This window comes from Micromonospora sp. MA102, assembly GCF_025460765.1.
Taxonomy (GTDB): domain Bacteria; phylum Actinomycetota; class Actinomycetes; order Mycobacteriales; family Micromonosporaceae; genus Micromonospora; species Micromonospora halotolerans.
The window spans coordinates 42,970-62,070 of sequence record NZ_JAMWEG010000019.1; the positions used below are offsets into that span (position 1 = coordinate 42,970).

Genomic DNA, 19,101 nt, shown 5'->3' on the forward strand with positions numbered 1-19,101 from the left:
GTACCCGTGCCCGACGTCGGCCCGACCGCGGTGCTCCCACGCCGCCCGCTGACCGTCGGCGAACTGCTCGACTCGGCCGTCCTGCTGCTGCGCGACCAGGCCCGGGTGCTCGTCCCGCTCGCCGTCCTGCTGGCCCTCGGCGAGCAGGCCCTCCTGCACCCGCTGCGGGTGCTGGCCGGCGCCCGGCCGCCCGAGTGGTGGCCCGACCCGGACCGGTTCGGGTGGTACTGGCTGCTGCTCGCAGTCGGCGCCGGCACCGAGGCCATGATCATCGCGCTGCTCGGCAATCCGGCCGCCCGGGCCGCCGGGGCCGCGCTGCTGGGCCGCCGCAGCGGGCCACGCGAGCTGCTCCGCGACGCCCGCTGGGCCGCCACCCTGCTGGCCGGCGTCGCGGTCGGGTGCACGGTCCTGCTCGCCGGGCTGGCCGGGCCCGCCTGGTTCGTCGCGTACGGGCTGCTCGGCGCGCTGGTGCCGGTGCTCGCGGTGGACCGGGTGCCGGCGTACCGGGCGCCGGGGCGGGCACTGCGGCTGGCGGTCCGGGTCGGCGGGCGGGCCGCCGCCATCCGGCTGCTCGGCTACCTGGGCTGGTGGCTCATCCGGCTCGGCATCGGGCTGGGTGTCTACCACGGGCTCGGGCTGCTGGGCCTCTTCGACGTCTCCGCCTGGGCGCTGCCGGTCGCCACCGTCGCCTGGGTGGCGGTGAACGCGGTCGCGTACCCGGCGCTGGCCTGCCTGGACGCGGTGCTGCACCTGGAGACCCGGATGCGCACCGAGGGGCTGGACATCCGGCTCTCCCGGGCCTCGGCCCCGGAACCCGTCCTGCTGGCGGTGCCAAGGTGAGCCGGTGGTGGACCGAGACGGCCGCCGCGCTGGGCGACGCCGTGCCGCTGCCCCTGGCCGCCCTGCTCCTGCTGGCCGGGGCGCTGCTGGTCGCGCTGGCCTGGTACTCGTTCCCGGCCTGGGTGCCCCGCCGGCTGCCCCGGATCGGCCGGCCCCGGCTGCCCCGGCTCCGGCTCCGGCTGCGCCTGCCCCGCCTGCGGCTGCCGAAGTTGCGACTGCCGAAGCTACGACTGCCGAAGCTGCGGCGCCGCCGGGCCCGGCCGGACGCCCCGGTGGTGCCGGTGCCCGCGCCCCGGGCGGCCGAGCCGGCGACGGCCGCCCGGGCGGGCCTCGCCGACCGCCTCGCCGCCGAGGGCCGGTACGCCGAGGCGGTCCGGGAACGGCTGCGCGAGATGGTCCGCCTCCTGGTGGCACGACAACTCGTGGAGCCCCGCCCCGGGCTGACCGTCACCGAGCTGACCGCGGCCGTGGCCCGGGTCCGCCCCGAGGTGCGGCCCACCCTGCACACCGCCGGCGCGATCTTCTCCGACCTCTGGTACGCCCAGCGCCCGGCCACCGCCGCGCACGACCACCGGATGCGGGACCTCGCCGCCGACCTGCGCCGCGAACTGGCCGCCGAGGGGGACCCCCGGTGACCGCCACCCTCGACCCGGCTCGGCCGGCGGCCCCGCCCACGCCCCGCCGCCGGTGGCACCGGGTGCTGGTCCCGATCGGGCTGGCCGTGCTGCTGATCGTGGCCACGCTGGTCCTGCACGCCGTGGACCAGCCCGACCCGGACGACCCGGGTTTCCTCGCGCCGGCCGCCGCCGGCGACGACGGGGGCAGCCGGCTGGCCGAGGCGCTGCGCGGCCAGGGGGTGCCGATCCGCCGGGAGACCGACACGCTGGACGCCCTGCGGGCCGCCGGAGCGGTCCCCACCACCCTCTTCGTGCCGGCCCCGGACCTGGTGCACCCGGACACCCTGGCCGCCCTGACGGTGCTGCCGCCCGGCAGCCGGCTGGTGCTGGTCGAGCCGTCCCGCCGGGTGCTGACCGGGGTGGGTCTGCCGCTCGAACCGACCGACCGCCGGTGGGCCACCCGGGCCGTGCCGCCCGACGCCGACGGCGGGCCCTGCCGGCTGCCCGAGGCGCTCCGGGCCGGCACCGCCGCCGTGGACCACCAGCGCTACGCCGGGCCGTACGGCGCCGACCGCTGCTACGCGGGCGCGCTGCGGCGGATCTCCTGGGGCACCGAGGTGGTGGTGATCGGGGCCAGCGACCCGTTCCGCAACGACCGGATCGACGAGTGGGGCAACCGTGCCCTCGCCACCGGCCTGCTCGGCGGCGACCGCCCGCTGGTCTGGCTGGACCTGCCCGGCCCCGCGCCCGCGCCGACCGGCCCCGGCTGGTCGCCGAGCCCGGACGACGACGGGACGCCACTGCCCCGGGACACCGGCGGCCGCGACAACCGGGCGGACCCGCCGCCGAGCTGGCACAACCCGCTCTGGGACGCGTTCCCGCCCTGGTTCTGGGCGATCCTGGCCCAGCTCGCCGTGGCCGGGCTGCTCCTGGTGCTCTGGCGGGCCCGCCGGCTCGGCCCGCCCGTGCCGGAGCCACTGCCGGTGACGGTCCGCGCCGCCGAGACGGTGCTCGGCCGGGCCCGCCTCTACCGCCGGGCCGGCGCCCGGGACACCACCGCCGCGACGCTGCGCACGGCCGCCCTGGACCGGCTGCTGCCCCGGCTCAACCTGCCCCCGGACACGCCGCCCGACGAGGTGGCCGCCCGGGTCGCCGCGCACGCCGGGGCCGACCCGGAGCGGGTGGCCGAGCTGCTGCACGGCGCCGCCCCGGAGAACGACCGGGAGCTGCTGGAGCTGGCCCGCGACCTGGACGCCCTGACCCGTACCCTGGCCCCCCACCCGACCGAAGGAGACCCCCGGTGACCGGACCCGTCATCGCCGCCGCGTCGCCCACCGCGCAGCCCGACGCCCGCGCCGCCCTGCACCGGCTGCGGGCCGAGGTGGCCAAGGCCGTCGTCGGCCAGGACGCCGTCGTCACCGGCCTGGTCATCGCGCTGCTCTGCCGGGGGCACGTGCTGCTGGAGGGCGTGCCCGGGGTCGCCAAGACCCTGCTGGTACGCACGGTGGCCGGCGCGCTGGACCTGGAGTCCAAGCGGGTGCAGTTCACCCCGGACCTGATGCCCGGCGACGTCACCGGGTCGCTGATCTTCGACCCGCGCACCGCCGCCTTCACCTTCCGGGAGGGGCCGGTCTTCACCAACCTGCTCCTCGCCGACGAGATCAACCGCACCCCGCCGAAGACCCAGTCGGCGCTGCTGGAGGTCATGGAGGAGCGGCAGGTCTCCGTCGAGGGCGAGCGCCGCCCGCTGCCCGACCCGTTCATCGTGGCCGCCACCCAGAACCCCGTCGAGTACGAGGGCACCTACCCGCTGCCCGAGGCGCAGCTCGACCGGTTCCTGCTCAAGCTGACCGTCCCGCTGCCCGCCCGGGACGAGGAACTGGGTGTGCTCCGCGCGCATCACGCCGGGTTCGACCCGCGCGACCTGCGCGCCGCCGGCGTACGCCCGGTGGCCACCGCCGCCGACCTGGCCGCCGCCCGGGCGGCGGTGCAGGCGGTGCACGTGGCCGAGCCCGTGCTCGGCTACATCGTGGACCTGTGCCGGGCCACCCGGGCTGCCCCGGCGCTGGAGCTGGGCGCCTCGCCCCGGGGCGCCACCGCCCTGCTGGGCACCGCAAAGGCGTGGTCCTGGCTGGCCGGCCGGGACCACGTCACCCCGGACGACGTGAAGGCGGTCGCCCGGCCCACCCTGCGGCACCGGCTCCGGCTGCGCCCGGAGGTGGAACTGGAGGGCGTCACCGTGGACGCCGTGCTGGACGCGGTGCTGGCCACCGTGCCGACACCGCGATGACCTGGCGGGCGGGTCTGCTGCTCGCCGTGAGCGCGGCCACCCTGCCGGCCTGGCCGGCGCCGTTCCTCGGCGTCGCCGTCCTGACCGCGGGGGTGCTGCTGCTGGTCGCCCTCGACTGGGCCCTCGCGGCGCCGCTGCACGGGGTCACCGCCACCCGCGCCGGTGACCGCGCGGTCCGGCTGGGCGGGACCGCCACGGTCACCCTGCACCTGGCCAACACCTCGGCCCGCACCCTGCACGCCCAGGTACGCGACGCCTGGGTGCCCTCGGCCGGGGCGCGGCCCGACGTCCCCGCCGGGCAGGTGCTCACCGTCGCACCGGGCGGCACGGCCCCCCTGCCGGTGCGGCTCACCCCGGCCCGGCGCGGCGACCGTCCCGCGGTGGCGCTGACCGTCCGTTCGCTCGGGCCGCTGCGGCTGGCCTTCCGGCAGCGCACCGGCCGCCCGGCCACACCACCGTGGACGCTGCGGGCGCTGCCCCGCTTCGACTCGCGGCGGCACCTGCCCGAGAAGCTGGCCCGGCTCCGGATCATCGACGGCGTCCAGGTGACCCGGGGGCGCGGGCACGGCACCGAGTTCGACACCCTCCGCGAGTACGTGGTCGGCGACGACGTCCGCTCGATCGACTGGCGGGCCAGCGCCCGCCGCTCGGACGTGCTGGTCCGCACCTGGCGGCCGGAGCGGGACCGTCGGTTGGTGTGCGTGCTGGACACCGGGCGCACCTCGGCGGTCCGGCTCGGCGACGAGCCCCGGTTGGACACCGCGATCGACGCGGCGCTGCTGCTCACCGCGCTGGCCGCCCGGGCCGGCGACCGGGTCGACCTGCTCGCCGCCGACACGGCGATCCGCGCGCGGGTGACCGGCAGCGGCCGGCCCGCCCTGCTCGCCCGGCTGGTGGACGCGGTCGCGCCGCTCCAGCCGGCGCTCGTGGAGACCGACTTCGAGCTGATCGCCGGGGAGGTGCTGCGCCGGGAACGGCAGCGCAGCCTCGTGGTGCTGTTCACCGCCCTGGAGGCCGGCGCGCTCGGCGAGGGCCTGCTGCCGGTGCTGCCCCGGCTGGCCGCCCGGCACCGGGTGGTGCTCGCGGCCACCCACGATCCGGTGCTGGTCGGGCTCACCACCGCTCCGCCCGCGAGCCCCGACGACGCGTACGCCGCCGCGGCGGCCTGGCGCGCCCTCGCCGAGCGGGACCGGGTGCGGGCCGCCCTGTCCCGGCACGGGGTGACCGTGGTGGACGCTCCCGCCGACCGGCTCGCCCCGGCGGTCGCCGACACCTACCTGCGGCTCAAGTCCCTCGGCCAGCTCTGACGGCCCGCCCGCCGAGCAGCAGCGCGTACGCCAGGAAGGCCAGCCACACCGTGCCGCCGATCGCCACCCGGACGGCGACCGGCAGCGGCGCCGGGGTCACGAACGCCTCCAACAGCGCGGAGACCGCGAAGAGCCCGACCAGGCCGGCGGCGACCACGATGGCCGAGCGGCCCGCCTCGGCGACCGCCCGGCCCCGGCTCAGCTGGGCCGGCGGCGCGATCCAGGCCCAGGCGGTCCGCAGCCCGACCCCGGCGGCGACGTAGATGCCGGTGAGCTCCAGCAGCCCGTGCGGGGTGATCATGCCGAAGAACACGTCGGCCCGGCCGTAGGAGACCATCACCCCGCCGACCACGCCGACGTTCAGCGCGTTCTGCCAGAGCAGCCAGAACACCGGCACCACGAGCACCCCGGCCGCCAGGCACTGCGCGGCCAGCCAGGCGTTGTGCGTCCACAGGTGGAACGCGAAGGTCGGCGCGGTGAACTCGGTGTAGTAGCCGGCGAAGCCGGAGTCGACGAGCTGCCGGGCCGCCTCGGCCCCGATGAACGCGGCGGCGGTGTCCGGGTGGCCGGCGACGAACCAGATGAGGAAGGCGGTGAGCGCGCTGAACCCGGTGGCCACTGCGCACCACCAGGGCCAGGCCCGGTAGAGGGCGGCGGGCAGGTCGGCCACGAGGAACCGGCCCACCGCCGCCCAGGAGGCCCGGGGGCGGCCGGTGATCCGGGCCCGCGCCCCGAGCACCAGGTGGGAGAGGCGGCCGACCAGCGCCGGTTCCGGGGCCCGGCTGCGCAGCGCGGAGAGATGGGTGGCCGCCCGCTGGTAGAGCGCCACCAGCTCGTCCACCTCCGCCGCGTCCAGCCTGCGCCGGCTGATCAGCTGCTCCAGCCGCCGCCACTCGGCGCCGTGCTCGGCCACGTACGCGTCGAGATCCACTCGTCCTCCCCCGTCCGGCGCCCATAGTGTTCACTGTGCGAGTGCGCGCGCAACCACCCCCACCGGCACCGTGGGCCGACGCCGGCCTGATCAGCGGCGAGGCGGTGGAGCTGGACGTCCGGGCGGCCCGGCTCGGCTCCCGGGTGCTCGCCCTGCTGATCGACCTGGTGGCCCAGCTCGGGGTGGCGCTGCTGCTCAGCGCGGCGTTGTCCGTGCTGGTGCTCAGCCTGCCGGGGGACATCATGGATGCCGCGCTGGCCGGCGGGATGCAGCTCGTGCTGGTGGTGCTGGTGCTGGTCGGCTACCCGGTGCTGATGGAGCGCTTCGCCGGCGGCCGGACGCTGGGCAAGCTGGCCGTGGGGCTGCGGGTGGTCCGCGCCGACGGTGGCCCGGTCGGGGTCGGCCAGTCGCTGACCCGGGCGCTGGTGGGCGTGGCGGTGGAGTGGCCGGGGCTGGTGCTGCCGCTGCTCAGCTGGGCGGCGAGCGTGACCGTGATGCTGAGCGACCCCCGCGGGCGGCGGCTGGGCGATCTGGTGGCCGGGACGCTTGTGGTGCACACCCGGGCCGCCGGCGGGTGGCGGCCCGCCCCGCCGCCCGTGCCGCCGCTGCTCGGCTGGGCGGGCACCCTCGACCTGACCCGGGTGGACGACGGGCTGGCGCTGGCTGTCCGGCAGTACCTGGGCCGGGTGCACCAGCTCGCCCGGCCGGACCGGGTCCGGCTGGGCCGGGAGCTGTGGGCGGAGGTCGCGGCGGTCACCTCGCCGCCCCCGCCGTGGGCCGCGCCCGAGCCGGCCTACCTGGCGGCGGTGCTGGCCGAGCGGGGTCGCCGGGCCGCGTACCGGCTGGGGCGGTCCCGGGCGGTCACCGCCACGCTCTGGCCCGAGCTGATGCCCGCGCCGGCCACCGCGCCGGCGCCGGCCGTGCTGCGGCCCGCCGCGCCGTCGCGCGCCGTCCCCCACCAGCCCGATCCGGTACGCGGGAAGCCCACCTCGGTCGACGCCCCGCGCTGACCCGGTCAGGAGAAGAGGGCCCGGCCCCACCAGTCGGCGGCGTCGCGGACGCCGGGCGGGCAGGCGAACAGGCCGCTGGAGACGTGCCGCAGGTATTCGTTCATCGCGTCGTTGCGGGCGAGCCGGGTCTGGATCGGCACGAACTGCCGGCGCGGGTCCCGCTGGTAGGCGATGAAGAAGAGCCCGGCGTCGAGCCGGCCCAGCCCGTCCGAGCCGTCCACGAAGTTGTAGCCGCGGCGCAGCAGGCGGGCGCCGTCGTTCTGGTCGGGGTGGGCGAGCCGGACGTGCGCGGTCTCGGCGATCACCGGCTCGCCGTCGTCGCCCTTGGCGACGAAGTCCGGCTCGTCGAACTCGGCGCGCTTGCCGAGCGGCGCGCCGGTGCCCTTGGTCCGCCCGACGATCATCTCCTGCTCGGCCAGCGGGCTGCGGTCCCACGTCTCGACCAGCATCCGGATCTTGCGGGTGACCAGGTAGGACCCGCCGGTCATCCAGTCGGCGCCGTCCCCGGGCTGGGCCCAGAGCTGCTCGCGGAGCAGGTCGGCGTCCTCGGCCTTGAGGTTGGCGGTGCCGTCCTTGAAGCCGAACAGGTTGCGCGCGGTGGCCTGTCCCCGCGACGTCGAGGAGGTACGCCCGAAGCCGAGCTGGGACCAGCGGACGCTGACCACGCCCATGCCGATCCGGGCCAGGTTGCGGATGGCGTGCACCGCCACCTGCGGGTCGTTGGCGCAGGCCTGGACGCAGATGTCGCCGCCGGAGAGCTCCGGCTTGAGCGCGTCACCGGCGAAGTGGGGCAGGTCGGCCAGGGCGGCGGGCCGCTTGTCGGCGATGCCGAACCGGTCCCGGCCCTGGGCGTCGCGGAACAGCGTCGGGCCGAAGCCGACGGTGATGGTGAGCTGCGACGGGGGCAGCCCGAGCGCCTCGCCCGTGTCGTCCGGCGGGGCCTCCGGCACGCCGTCGACGGCGCCGATCAGCCCGGCGTCCTTGCCGGCGGTCATCCGGGCCGCGGCGGCGGTCCACTCCTGCAGCAGCGCGACCAGCCGCGCCCGGTCCTTGGTGATGACGTCGAAGGCGACGAAGTGCAGCCGGTCCTGGGCCGGGGTGGTGATGCCGGCCTGGTGCTCGCCGTGGAACGGGACCGCGCCGGCCGCCGTCTCGGTGGCGGAGGCCTGGTCGCCGCCGCCGAACAGGGCGCCCGCGCCGACCGCCACCCCGGCCACGCCGGCCACGCCGGCTCCGGCCAGGGTGATGGCCCGGCGCCGGGACACCCCGGTGGCGCGGGTCGCCTCGTCGGTGCTCGCTTCGCTCATCACGTCACCTCCGTACCGGGTCGTCATCGGGCGACGACCGCGGCCACCTTGCTGATCGGCTCGGCCAGGGCGTTGATGCTGTCCGACAGTTCCTTGAGCTCGGCCTTGCTGAGCTGGGTGTGCAGCTTCCAGCCGTCGCCGGCCCGGTGCTTGCCGAGGGCGGTCTCGACGGCGGCGAACTCGGTGTCGAGCTGCTTGACCAGGTCGGGAGAGCGCTGCTCCAGGGCGGGACGCAGCGCGGCGATGGCCGCCTTCGAGCCCTCCAGGTTGGCGTTGAAGTCCCAGAGGTCGGTGTGCGAGTACCGCTCCTCCTCACCGGTGATCTTGCCGCTGGCGACCTCGTCGAGGAGGGCCTTAGCGCCGTTGGCGAGCTGGAGCGGGGTGAGCTTCTCGGCGTTGGCCTTGGCCACGATCGCCTTGACGTCGACGAGCAGCTGGTCGGCGATGGCGCCGTCCTTGCTGACGTCGCCGGTGGTCCACAGGTCCTTCTCGATCCGGTGGAAGCCGGTGAACTGCATCCCCTCCTCGATGACCTCCTCGCGGCCGTCGATCTTCGGGTCGAGGTCGCCGAAGCTCTCCGCGACCGGCTCGATCCGCTCCCAGTAGGTGCGGGCCACCGGGTACAGCTCCTTGGCCCGGGCCACGTCGTTGGCCTTGACCGCGGCCACGAACTCCTCGGTCCTGGTGAGCAGGGCGGCGGTCTGGCTCTGCACGTAGCGCTGGTAGCTGGCGGTGGCCTGGCTGAGCGCGGCGTCGGGGGCGACGGTCGCGACGGTGCCGCTGACCTTCAGCGCGCCCCGGATGCCGCGGCCGCTCATGCCGGGCTTGCAGGCGGTCTCGTACGCGCCGGCGGGCAGTTCGACGCGCAGCTCGCGGCTCAGGCCGGGGGCGATGTTCTCCACCTCGCCCATCACCCGGTCGCCGGCGGCGTAGACGTAGAACTCGTTGACCTTGGACCCGGAGTTGGTCACCTTGAAGGTCACCTGCCCGGCCTCGATCTCGGTGTTGTCGACCTCGCAGGCGCTGTCGGTGGCCTTGACGGCGATCGGGCCGCCCGCCTTGGCGTCGGAGTCGTCACCGCCCCCGCACCCGGCCAGTCCGGCGACGGCGAGCACCCCGGCGGCGGCGGGCACGACGAATCGAGTGGTACGCATCGGTGGTGTCTCCTCGGAAACGGGCGGGTCAGGCGCGCTGGGGCGCGGTGTCGGTGGAAGCCTCGGTGGCGGCCGGCTCGGCCGGCTCGGCCGGCGTGGTCGCGGCGTCGGCGGCCGGGGTCGGCTCGGGCGCGGCGGCGGCGGCCGGGGTCGGCTCAGGCGCAGCGGCGGTGGCCGGCGGGGCGGCGGGCGCGGCGGGCCGGGCCGGGGCGGCCGGCTTGCGCAGGAAGAGGACGAGCACCGGGACCGCGAAGGCCACCCAGGCGATCGTCTCCAGCACGGTCGGGGCGGCGGTGATGTTGAACATGCCCGCGAGCAGCGCGCCGTACCAGGCGTTCGGGTCGAGCGTCGAGGAGATGTCGAAGGCCTGGTTGTTGAGGCCGGGCAGGACGCCGGCCTCCTGGAAGTCGTGCACGCCGTACTTGAGGATGCCGGCGGCGACCAGGATGAGCAGCGCGCCCGTCCAGGTGAAGAACTTGCTCAGGTTGATCTTCAGGGCGCTGCGGTAGAGCAGGAAGCCGATCACCACGGCGGTGGCCACGCCGCCGGCCAGGGAGAGCAGCGCGCCGGCGCCGGTGCCGCCGGCCGCGCTCTGCGCGGCGGAGTAGAAGATGAGCGCCGTCTCCAGGCCCTCCCGGATCACCGCGAGGAAGGCCATGCCGGCGACCGCGAGGGAGCCGACGGCGAGCGCCTCGGTGAGCTTGCCGCGCAGCTCGCCGGCGATCGTCCGGGCGGCCTTGCGCATCCAGAAGATCATCCAGGTCACGAAGACCACGGCGGCCACCGAGGTGACGGCCTCGAACAGCTCGCGGTCCTCGGAGCGGGCCAGCAGCGAGGTCGAGGTGTACTCGATCAGCCAGCCGAAGACGACGGAGAGCACCACGGCCAGGCCGACACCGGCCCACACCTGCGGCAGCCGGTCACGCCGTTGCGACTTCACGAGGAAGGCGACCAGGATGCTGACCACCAGGGTCGCCTCCAGGCCCTCCCGCAGGCCGATCAGGTACGTGGCGAACATCGGTACTCCGTAGTCAGTAAGGCACGCCTCAGTTAACTTAGGGCAGCCATACCTTCCTCCTGATCCGGCTGGCCGTCAAGTCGTTCACGGCCATGTCACCCGAACCGTCCGCAGCCCGACACGCGCAGATCACCGCGGCTTTCCCCCGCGTACGCGAAGGGACCGGGACGGCCGCGCGGCGGCCGGCACCGGTCCCCTCCGGGTGCGGAACTCAGTAGCGGTAGTGCTCCGGCTTGAACGGGCCCTCCTGGGACACGCCCAGGTAGGCGGCCTGCTCCTTGGTGAGCGTGCTCAGCTTGGCGCCGAGCGCGTCCAGGTGCAGCCGGGCGACCTTCTCGTCCAGGTGCTTGGGGAGCACGTACACCCCGACCGGGTACTCGTCGGTCTTGGTGAAGAGCTCGATCTGGGCGATGGTCTGGTTGGCGAACGAGTTCGACATCACGAAGCTCGGGTGGCCGGTGGCGTTGCCCAGGTTCAGCAGGCGGCCCTCGGAGAGCACGATGATGGCGTGGCCGTCCTCGAAGCGCCACACGTCGACCTGCGGCTTGATGTTCTCCCGCGTCACGTCGGCGCGCTTCGACAGGCCGGCCATGTCGATCTCGTTGTCGAAGTGGCCGATGTTGCCGACGATGGCCTGGTGCTTCATCCGGGCCATGTGCTCGTGGGTGATGACGTTGAAGCAGCCGGTCGCCGTGATGAAGATGTCGGCCTGCTCGACCACGTCGTCCAGGGTGGCCACCTGGTAGCCGTCCATCGCCGCCTGCAGGGCGCAGATCGGGTCGACCTCGGTCACCACGACCCGGGCGCCCTGGCCGCGCAGCGACTCGGCGCAGCCCTTGCCCACGTCGCCGTAGCCCATGACGACGGCCATCTTGCCGCCGATCAGCACGTCGGTGGCGCGGTTGATGCCGTCGATGAGCGAGTGACGGCAGCCGTACTTGTTGTCGAACTTGCTCTTGGTCACCGAGTCGTTGACGTTGATGGCCGGGAAGAGCAGGGTGCCGGCCCGGTGCATCTCGTAGAGCCGGTGCACGCCGGTGGTGGTCTCCTCGGTCACGCCCTTGATGCCGGCGGCGATCCGGGTCCAGCGCTGGCCGTCCTCGGCGAGCGAGCGGTGCAGCAGCTGGAGGATGACCGCGTACTCCTCGGAGTCGGCCGACTCGACCGGCGGCACGACGCCGGCCTTCTCGAACTCGGCGCCCTTGTGCACGAGCAGGGTGGCGTCGCCGCCGTCGTCGAGGATCATGTTCGGGCCCTGCCCGTCGGGCCAGGTGAGCACCTGCTCGGTGCACCACCAGTACTCCTCCAGGCTCTCGCCCTTCCAGGCGTAGACCGGGACGCCGGCCGGGGCCTCGGGGGTGCCCTCCGGGCCGACGACGATCGCGGCGGCGGCGTGGTCCTGGGTGGAGAAGATGTTGCAGGACGCCCAGCGGACCTGCGCGCCGAGCGCGACAAGGGTCTCGATCAGGACGGCGGTCTGGATGGTCATGTGCAGCGAGCCGGTGATGCGGGCGCCGGCGAGCGGCTGGGCCTCGGCGAACTCGCGACGGATCGACATCAGCCCGGGCATCTCGTGCTCGGCGAGCCGGATCTCCTTACGCCCGAACGCGGCGAGCGACAGATCCGCCACCTTGTAGTCGCCCTCGGCGAGGGTGCTCGGCCGGGCTCCGGACGACGAACCACTGGGGGCCGCCGGGAGGGTGCTGGTCATGGAAGCTCCTGTCGAACGATGACTGCGCAGCCTTCCACCTTACGCGCGTGGACTTCTTCTCCCCGGCCCGGTTGGCCGACGGCGCGGTGACCGGTCGGCGGACAGCGCACGGGGCGGTCGGTCGTGAACGGACTTTCCGCTCACGGCCCGGCCGCCCCGTGCATCCCCCCGGTTTGGTTCCCCCGCGCGTTACCGAGACCTTCGTCGCGACAACGCTGCGTACCCATAGAGTCACACCACGTCATCACTGCGTCAAGCCATTTCGGGAAAGTCGGACTTGAGTGGCTGGCTGACCGCTCAGCGCACGCCTGCGGTGGCGACGAAGCCCTCGCCGTCGCCGCCGAGCACCAGCGGGCCGCCCGCCGCGGCGCCGATCGCCGCCTGGCCGGCCGTCAGGGTGACGCGACCCACCCCGTCGTCCACGACGAGCTCGCCGGCGCCGCAGAGCACCACCCGCGGGCCGGGCAGCGCCAGCCGCGCCTCCGGGCCGCCGGGTGTCACCTCGACCCGGTGCAGCGCGAAGTCGTCCACCGGCACCGGCCAGGTCACCACCCCGGGCGCCACCGGCTCCGGCCGGACCACCGGCTCGTCGAGCACCTCGAAGCGCAGCACCCGCAGCAGCTCGTCCACGTCCACCCGCTTCGGGGTGAGGCCACCGCGCAGCACGTTGTCGCTGGCCGCCATGATCTCGACGCCCGTGCCGCGCAGGTAGGCGTGCAGGTTGCCGGCCGGCATCCAGATCGCCTCGCCGGGCGCCAGCCGGACGTGGTGCAGCAGCAGCGCGACCACCACGCCCGGGTCGGCCGGGTAGTCGGCCGCCAGGGCCCGGGCCAGGTCGGCGTCCGGCCCGGCGACCTCCGCCGCCAGCACGTCCGCCACCAGCCCGGTCCGCTCCGCCGCCGGCCAGCTCAACAGCAGGCGTACGGCCTCCCGCAGCCCCGCCGGCCCGGTGCGCAGCGCCGCCACCACCGGCTCCAGCCCCGGTACGCCGAACGCCGCGATCGCCGCGGCCGACTCGGCCGGGTTGCGGAAACCGCACAGCGCCTCGAACTCCGACAGCGCGACCAGCAGCTCCGGCTTGTGGTACGGGTCGACGTAGTTCACCCGGTCCGCGTCCGCGGCGTAGCCGGCCCGGGCCTGCTCGGCGTCCGGGTGGGCCTGGAGGCTCAGCGGGGCGTCCGCGGCCAGCACCTTCAACAGGAACGGCAGCCGGGTGCCGAACCGGCCGACCAGGTGCTCGCCGAGCCAGTGCGCCGGCTCGGCGTCCAGCAGGTCGGTGAGGCTGGCCGGGCTGCCGTTCCGGTCCACCGTGGCCGGGGCGCCCGGGTGGGCGCCCAGCCACAGCTCGGCCTCCGGCCCGGCGCTCGGCACCGGACGCCCCTGCAACTCGGCGATCGCGGTGCGGGAGCCCCAGGCGTAGTCCCGGATCCGGCCCTGCAGCAGTTCCATGGTCAGCTCCCGGGCCGTCCGGCGACCTCGTCGCCGCCCGCGTCGCCGTCCGGCTGCGGGACGGCGGTGTGCGCCGCCTGCCCGGTGCCCGCCCGGTCCGCCGCCACGCTGTAGATGTCCGGCTCCAGGTAGATGACCCGGGCGATCGGCACGGCCGCGCGGATCCGCGCCTCGACGGCGTTGATGCCCCGGGCGAGATCCTCGGCGGTCTCGCAGGCCGGCACCCCGATCTTCGCGGCCACCATCAGCTCCTCCGGGCCCAGGTAGAGCGTCTTCATGTGGATGATCCGCTCGACCTCCGGCCCCTCGGTGACGGCCCGCTCGATCTTGGCCAGGTCGCCCCGCTCCGCGCCCTCACCGAGCAGCAGGCTCTTGGTCTCGATGGCCAGGGTGATCGCGATGATCACGAGCAGTACGCCGATCATCGCAGTGCCGGCCGCGTCCCACATGCCGTTCCCGGTGATCAGGGTCATCCCCACGCCGAACAGCGCGAAGACCAGACCGATCAGCGCGCCGAAGTCCTCCAGCAGCACCACCGGCAGCTCCGGGGCCTTGGCCCGGCGGATGAACCGCACCCACGATTGGTTGCCGCGAATGTGGTTGGACTCCTGGATGGCGGTCCGGAACGAGAAGCTCTCCATGCCGATCGCGATCACCAGGACGGCCACCGGAACCCACTGCCACTCGGTGATCGGCTCCGGATGCTGCGCCTTGTGGTACGCCTCGTACAGCGCGAAGAGGCCACCGACGCTGAACAGCACGATCGCCACGATGAACGCGTAGATGTAGCGCTCCCGGCCGTAGCCGAACGGGTGTTCCGGGGTGGCCTCCCGCTTGGCCCGCCGGCCGCCGAGCAGCAGCAGGCCCTGGTTGCCCGAGTCGGCCACCGAGTGGATCGACTCGGCGAGCATCGACGAGGAGCCGGTCAGCAGGAACGCGATGAACTTCGTGACGGCGATGCCGACGTTGGCCGCCAGGGCGGCGACGATCGCCCGAGTCCCGCCGTTGGCGCTCACGCCCCCGCCTCGCTTCGCTCCGCGGCGCTGCCGAGCTCGATGGTTCGCCCGCTCCGCTCGCTCACGCCACTCCCCGCCCGATGCCGCACGTGCTCACTGGTTCGCCAGCTCCTTCATCTCGGTGATGGCCGGCACGGCCATCGGGTCCAGTCCGTGTGCCAGGGCGAGGTAGACCGAGGCGAAGTCCGGGACCGCCATCAGCGAGGCGAGCCGCTCCAGCGCGGACCCGCCCTCCGCGGTGACCACGTCGCAGCGCACACCGCGCCGCTCGGCGAGGGTCTGCACCGCGTCCGCCCGGCGCTCCTCCACGGCCAGCGGCTCGTCGGTGTCGTCCTCGGCGTTGAGGCCGCCGTCGCGCAGCAGCACCAGCCGCAGCCGGGTGGCGTCGCCGTCGGTCTCCTCGGGGTCGGCGAAGATGTCCCGCTCCCCCTCGACCAGGCCGCCGAAGACGCCGTCGAGCAGGCCGACCCGGCCCCGGCCCGCCTCGCCCAACGCCCCGGTGACGACCGGGTAGCGGGCGTTGGCGGAGAGCGTGTCGCCGAACCGGCGGGCCGCGACGGTCGCCAGCGGCGACGAGCCCCAGACGATCGGGATCGACCCGGACAGGCCCAGGGCCAGCGACTTCGCCGGGTTGACGAAGGACTCGGCGGTGGGCCGGCACCGGTCGGCGTCGGCGTCCAACCGGGCCGCGGTCTCGGCCAGGTCCGCCTCGTTGACCTTCACGAGCCCGAGCGTACGGGCGGCGAGCAGGACCGGCACGGTGAGCGCCCAGAGGCTGGCCCGGGCCGGGGCACGCCGGGGCACCGGGATGAACGGCGCGCGGGCCCGCTCGGCCACCGACTGGAGCTGCGAGTCCGGCGCGCCGACGGCGACCAGGCGGGCGCCCCTCCGGTGGGCGGCCTCGGCGGCGCCCAGCGCCTCGGGGCTGCGGCCGGAGGCGCTCACCGCGATGACCACGTCCGCCGCGCCCACCCAGCCGGGCACCCCGGCGCTGCGGTGCGGGATCACCGGCACCGGGCAGCGCGGCCCGGCCACCGTGGCCAGCACGTCGCCGGTACGCCCGGCCGTGCCGATGCCCGCGATCACCACCGCCCGGGGGCGGCCCTCGTCGGCGAGGACGGTCAGGTTCGCCTCGGCGGCCAGCGCCGCCGACTCACGGACCTGCGCGCCGGCGGAGGCGGTGAACCGGAGCATGCCGCCCGGGTCGTGCTCGGCCAGCCGGTCCGGATTGTCCAGCAATGACTCGTCCGCGTGCCGGTGCCCGCTGACCCCGGCCGTACCCTCCATCATCGCGGCGACCCGGAGCCGCGCGTGTCGTCCGCCGCGGGGCCGCCACGGGCCTCGTCGAGGAGCAGCACCGGGACGTCGTCCCGGACCTCGAAGATCCGACCGCACTCGGTGCAGGTCAGCGTCTGGGCCTGCGGGTCGTAGTCGAGCGGTGCGTGGTGCGTGTCCGGGCAGGCGAGGATCTCGAGCAACTGCGGGTCCAGGGCCACGGCGCGGCTCCTTCCACGTATGCGGTCTCACCGGTCGGCGGTGCCGTCCGGCGCACGCGATCTTATCGGCGAACCAACCCGGGCACCGCGTCACATCTCGGCACCGGGTGCGCGGCCACCCGGTCAGGTCGCCGTCACCCACCGTCACCGTAACCCCGGCGACCCGCCGGGTTCCGGTTCAGCGGGGCACGCGGGGCAGCACGGTGGTGGCGTCACCACCCGCGGCGGCCGGCGGCTCGCCGTCCGGCCGGTCGGTCGTGGCCGAGGAGGCGCCGTAGACGCTTCCCGTCGAGGCGGGCGGCTGCTGTCCGTACACCTGGCCGGCGGGCGCGCCGGAACGGTAGGTCGTGCTGCCGCGCGGGAGCGGGACCGGCGGATGACCGGCGTCCGGCTGCCCGTCCGTCTTCTCCGCGCGGTTGCGGCGGACCAGCAGCACGATCAGCGCGACGCCGACCAGTACCAGTGCGATGCCGAACCACATGATCGGGGAACCTCCGGAGGACGAGTCGTCGGCCTCGGTGCCGGCGGCCGGGTCGATCGCGGCGGCCACCGCCGAGGTGGTGCCGGACTCCGCCGGCGTGGTCGCGACGGCGCTCGGGGTGGGGGTCGGCGACGGCTTGCGGGACGGCGTCGGGCTGGGGCTGGCGGTGGGCTCCGCACCCACCACACGGGCCGCGGTGGCGGACCGGCCGAGGACCCGCCCGTTCGCGGCGCTCGCCTCGCCGACCACGTCCAACCGCCCGCCGGTCACACCGGCCAGGAAGGCCACCCGGTAGCGGACCGTGATCCCCTTGCCCTTGCAGAGGGCCGCGTTGGCGGGCGACGTCTGTCCCGTGGCGACCGCGCCGCCACCGCCGGACACCGGCACCGGCACCCACCGGCCACCGCTGGCCACCTGCACGTGGACCTGGTCCGCCCGCAGGCCGTCGAGCCGCAGCCCCAGCGCGGTGCGGAGCAGTACGCAGCCGTCGGTGCGCTTGCGCACCTCGACCGCCACCGTGCCCGCCGAGCCACCGGCCGTGAAGCGGCTCGCCGAGCGCACCTCCACCCGGTCGTCAGCGGCCAGCGCCGGGGACGCCGCGCCGGCCACCAGGCCGCCCAGCATCACACCGACCGTGGCCCACCGCGCCGCGTGTCGCCTCACCGACATCTCCACCTCACCGCTTCCGCCCCGGACGGGATCCGCCGGTCAGGTTACTACCGGCCCCGAGTGGCACCTGCCCATCGAGCACCCCGCATGTGTGCCGCGACACCCCCGCGACACCCGCTCCATCCTCGACGCGACCCGACCCGCCCGCATGATCAAATCCGGCCGTCCACGGCCGGAGTCACCATCGCCGATGGCCGGCGACGCGGCGGGAATCTTGGACACTTACCCACGCGGTACGAACGACAACCGTCCAAGATTCACACCGCCGCCTGCACGATCGGGCCGGGCCGGGTGCGGCGGCCGGCCGTCAGGCGCTCGCGGCCGGATCGCCCTCGTCGGCCGGCGCGGCGGTCCGGAAGTCTTCGGTAAGGGCCCGGCGGCAGAGCCGGTCGGCCGTGCGGGTCGTCTCCGGCAGCCGGTACCGGGATGTCGACGCCAGCACCCGGTCGACCGCGTTGTCCAGACTCATCCGGTGCCCGACGCTGACGAACACCGGCTTCACCCCGTCGCGGGTCCGCAGCACCCGACCCACCACCTCACCGCCGTCGCGCAGCGGCGTCCAGGCGCCCCGCTCCGGCGCCGGCTCGTCCCAGACCCCGACCAGCGGCGTCTTCGCCACCCCGATCGAGGGCAGCCCGGTCACCAGCCCGAGGTGGCAGGCCAGCCCGAACCGGCGCGGATGCGCCAACCCGTGCCCGTCGCAGATCAACACTTCCGGCCGGGCCGTCAACCGGTCCAGGGCCGACAGCAAGGCCGGCAGCTCACGGAAGGCGAACAGCCCCGGCACGTAGTCGAACGCCGGCCGGCCCACGCTCACCGCCTCGTCCACCACGGCGAGCGTGGCCGCGTCCAGCACGGTGACGGCCGCCGCGAGCCGGTCACCGCTCTCGGCGTAGGCGACGTCCAGCCCGGCGACCGTCGCGGGCGCCGTCGGCCCCGGCCCCACCAGGTCGACCCGCGACCGCAACTCCTCCTGTACGCGCAACGCCTCCGCCACGTCGGCCGGCGGGCGGTACGGCACTCCACCGCCCGTCACGGCCGGCCGTCCCCCCGGTCGGCGTCGCGACCGCAGTACGGCCCGGCGCCCCGGCCCGGATTCGGCCGGCCGGACCGGTGGTACGTCCGGTCGGCGTCGGCCTCGGCGCCCGTCATCGCCCCACCGTAGCCAACCCTGTCCGGGTCACTGGCCGATGCGGCCGTCGATCAGCTCACGCAGCAGGTCCGCGTGGCCGTTGTGCCGGGCGTACTCCTCGATCATGTGCACCAGCAGCTCCCGCAGCGAGATCTCCCCGTCACCGTGCCGCCCCTTGACGTCCAGGTTCGGGGCCGAGGCGACGAACCGCTCCGCGTACGCGACCTCCTCCCGCCAGGCCGCCCAGGCCTGCTCGACCACGGCCGGGTCACCCACCGCGCCGTGGAAGTCGGCGTCCCGGTCCGCCTGGTGCCGCCAGATCCGCGGTGCGTCCTCGCCCGCCATGGTGCGGCGGAACCAGCCCCGCTCCACCTCCGCCATGTGCCGGACCAACCCCAGCAGCGACATGGGCGACGGGGGGACCGACCGCCGGGCCAACTGCTCGGCGTCGAGGCCCGCGCACTTGAGTTCCAGGGTGAGGCGCTGGTCCCGCAGGTAGTTGACCAGGATGCTCAGCTCGTCGTCGAACCCGCCCTCCGAACGGGGGTCGTCCTCCGGCTTGACGAACATGTTCGACCAGGCGAACTGAGGAGTGGGCCGGTCGGCATCGGTACCCGCGTCAGACATGCCCGGACCTTCTCGCCCTGGGACGGCGGCCGGCAAGGCATTTTGC

18 protein-coding genes are annotated in these 19,101 nt (G+C 75.2%); 6 read left to right on the forward strand and 12 right to left on the reverse strand.

Annotation, left to right across the window (positions count from 1 at the left end; genetic code table 11):
- Positions 1–6 precede the first annotated feature (6 nt).
- Genes NFX44_RS27865 through NFX44_RS27885 form a run of 5 tightly spaced genes read left to right on the forward strand, consistent with a single transcriptional unit; the run spans position 7 to position 5,054 of the window.
- Positions 7–840, forward strand: coding sequence for a hypothetical protein (locus NFX44_RS27865; RefSeq protein ID WP_262286566.1), 834 nt, complete (start codon positions 7–9; stop codon positions 838–840).
- Positions 837–1,475: a DUF4129 domain-containing protein gene (locus NFX44_RS27870; RefSeq protein WP_262286567.1), complete on the forward strand. Its 639-nt coding sequence runs from the start codon at positions 837–839 to the stop codon at positions 1,473–1,475. Before NFX44_RS27865 ends, NFX44_RS27870 begins: the two co-directional genes overlap by 4 nt.
- Positions 1,472–2,761: a DUF4350 domain-containing protein gene (locus NFX44_RS27875; protein WP_262286568.1), complete on the forward strand. Its 1,290-nt coding sequence runs from the start codon at positions 1,472–1,474 to the stop codon at positions 2,759–2,761. The genes NFX44_RS27870 and NFX44_RS27875 overlap by 4 nt, the downstream gene beginning before the upstream one ends.
- Positions 2,758–3,747, forward strand: coding sequence for a MoxR family ATPase (locus tag NFX44_RS27880; RefSeq protein ID WP_262286569.1), 990 nt, complete (start codon positions 2,758–2,760; stop codon positions 3,745–3,747). Before NFX44_RS27875 ends, NFX44_RS27880 begins: the two co-directional genes overlap by 4 nt.
- A complete protein-coding gene (locus NFX44_RS27885; protein ID WP_262286570.1) occupies positions 3,744–5,054 on the forward strand; it encodes a DUF58 domain-containing protein in 1,311 nt (436 codons plus the stop codon). The genes NFX44_RS27880 and NFX44_RS27885 overlap by 4 nt, the downstream gene beginning before the upstream one ends.
- On the opposite strand, the gene NFX44_RS27890 is transcribed toward NFX44_RS27885, so the two are convergent.
- The gene (locus NFX44_RS27890; RefSeq protein ID WP_262286571.1) at positions 5,032–5,985 is read right to left on the reverse strand and encodes a stage II sporulation protein M; all 954 of its coding nucleotides are present in this window, start codon (positions 5,983–5,985) and stop codon (positions 5,032–5,034) included. The genes NFX44_RS27885 and NFX44_RS27890 overlap by 23 nt on opposite strands.
- Positions 5,986–6,020: 35 nt before the next feature.
- Between NFX44_RS27890 and NFX44_RS27895 the strand changes: the two genes are divergently transcribed.
- A complete protein-coding gene (locus NFX44_RS27895) occupies positions 6,021–6,995 on the forward strand; it encodes an RDD family protein (RefSeq protein WP_262286572.1) in 975 nt (324 codons plus the stop codon).
- 5 nt (positions 6,996–7,000) lie between these two features.
- Here the strand turns inward: NFX44_RS27895 and efeB are convergent, their stop codons facing one another.
- The 11 genes from efeB to NFX44_RS27950 form a co-directional block, all read right to left on the reverse strand.
- Positions 7,001–8,329 (reverse strand): iron uptake transporter deferrochelatase/peroxidase subunit, encoded by a 1,329-nt coding sequence (efeB, locus tag NFX44_RS27900; RefSeq protein WP_262286573.1) that lies wholly within the window; start codon positions 8,327–8,329, stop codon positions 7,001–7,003.
- On the reverse strand, positions 8,326–9,456 hold the full coding sequence (gene efeO / locus NFX44_RS27905; protein WP_262286574.1) for an iron uptake system protein EfeO: 1,131 nt from the start codon (positions 9,454–9,456) through the stop codon (positions 8,326–8,328). The genes efeB and efeO overlap by 4 nt, the downstream gene beginning before the upstream one ends.
- A gap of 28 nt (positions 9,457–9,484) precedes the next feature.
- The gene (gene efeU / locus NFX44_RS27910; RefSeq protein WP_262286575.1) at positions 9,485–10,474 is read right to left on the reverse strand and encodes an iron uptake transporter permease EfeU; all 990 of its coding nucleotides are present in this window, start codon (positions 10,472–10,474) and stop codon (positions 9,485–9,487) included.
- Between the two features lie 211 nt (positions 10,475–10,685).
- Positions 10,686–12,185 (reverse strand): adenosylhomocysteinase, encoded by a 1,500-nt coding sequence (gene ahcY / locus NFX44_RS27915; protein ID WP_262286576.1) that lies wholly within the window; start codon positions 12,183–12,185, stop codon positions 10,686–10,688.
- A gap of 297 nt (positions 12,186–12,482) precedes the next feature.
- Positions 12,483–13,634: a mannose-6-phosphate isomerase, class I gene (manA, locus tag NFX44_RS27920; RefSeq protein ID WP_262286577.1), complete on the reverse strand. Its 1,152-nt coding sequence runs from the start codon at positions 13,632–13,634 to the stop codon at positions 12,483–12,485.
- 2 nt (positions 13,635–13,636) lie between these two features.
- Complete coding sequence (locus tag NFX44_RS27925) at positions 13,637–14,650, reverse strand: cation diffusion facilitator family transporter (protein WP_262286578.1); 1,014 nt, start codon at positions 14,648–14,650, stop codon at positions 13,637–13,639.
- Between the two features lie 93 nt (positions 14,651–14,743).
- On the reverse strand, positions 14,744–15,940 hold the full coding sequence (locus NFX44_RS27930; protein ID WP_262286579.1) for an SIS domain-containing protein: 1,197 nt from the start codon (positions 15,938–15,940) through the stop codon (positions 14,744–14,746).
- The gene (locus NFX44_RS27935) at positions 15,937–16,146 is read right to left on the reverse strand and encodes a Trm112 family protein (RefSeq protein ID WP_262286580.1); all 210 of its coding nucleotides are present in this window, start codon (positions 16,144–16,146) and stop codon (positions 15,937–15,939) included. Before NFX44_RS27935 ends, NFX44_RS27930 begins: the two co-directional genes overlap by 4 nt.
- Positions 16,147–16,324: 178 nt before the next feature.
- A complete protein-coding gene (locus tag NFX44_RS27940) occupies positions 16,325–17,296 on the reverse strand; it encodes a hypothetical protein (RefSeq protein WP_262286581.1) in 972 nt (323 codons plus the stop codon).
- A 307-nt stretch (positions 17,297–17,603) separates the two neighbouring features.
- Positions 17,604–18,332 carry a deoxyribonuclease V gene (nfi, locus tag NFX44_RS27945; protein WP_262286582.1) on the reverse strand — a complete coding sequence of 243 codons (729 nt, stop codon included), beginning with the start codon at positions 18,330–18,332 and terminating at the stop codon, positions 17,604–17,606.
- Positions 18,333–18,476: 144 nt separating this feature from the next.
- Positions 18,477–19,055 (reverse strand): DinB family protein, encoded by a 579-nt coding sequence (locus NFX44_RS27950; RefSeq protein WP_262286583.1) that lies wholly within the window; start codon positions 19,053–19,055, stop codon positions 18,477–18,479.
- Between the last annotated feature and the right edge of the window lie 46 nt (positions 19,056–19,101).

Coding starts and splice junctions, on each gene's coding strand:
- NFX44_RS27885 (WP_262286570.1), top strand. CDS start 3,744: ATGACCTGGCGGGCGGGTCTGCTGCTCGCCGTGAGCGCGGCCACCCTG.
- efeB (WP_262286573.1), bottom strand. CDS start 8,329: ATGACGACCCGGTACGGAGGTGACGTGATGAGCGAAGCGAGCACCGAC.
- efeO (WP_262286574.1), bottom strand. CDS start 9,456: ATGCGTACCACTCGATTCGTCGTGCCCGCCGCCGCCGGGGTGCTCGCC.
- efeU (WP_262286575.1), bottom strand. CDS start 10,474: ATGTTCGCCACGTACCTGATCGGCCTGCGGGAGGGCCTGGAGGCGACC.
- ahcY (WP_262286576.1), bottom strand. CDS start 12,185: ATGACCAGCACCCTCCCGGCGGCCCCCAGTGGTTCGTCGTCCGGAGCC.
- manA (WP_262286577.1), bottom strand. CDS start 13,634: ATGGAACTGCTGCAGGGCCGGATCCGGGACTACGCCTGGGGCTCCCGC.
- NFX44_RS27930 (WP_262286579.1), bottom strand. CDS start 15,940: ATGATGGAGGGTACGGCCGGGGTCAGCGGGCACCGGCACGCGGACGAG.
- NFX44_RS27940 (WP_262286581.1), bottom strand. CDS start 17,296: ATGTCGGTGAGGCGACACGCGGCGCGGTGGGCCACGGTCGGTGTGATG.
- NFX44_RS27950 (WP_262286583.1), bottom strand. CDS start 19,055: ATGTCTGACGCGGGTACCGATGCCGACCGGCCCACTCCTCAGTTCGCC.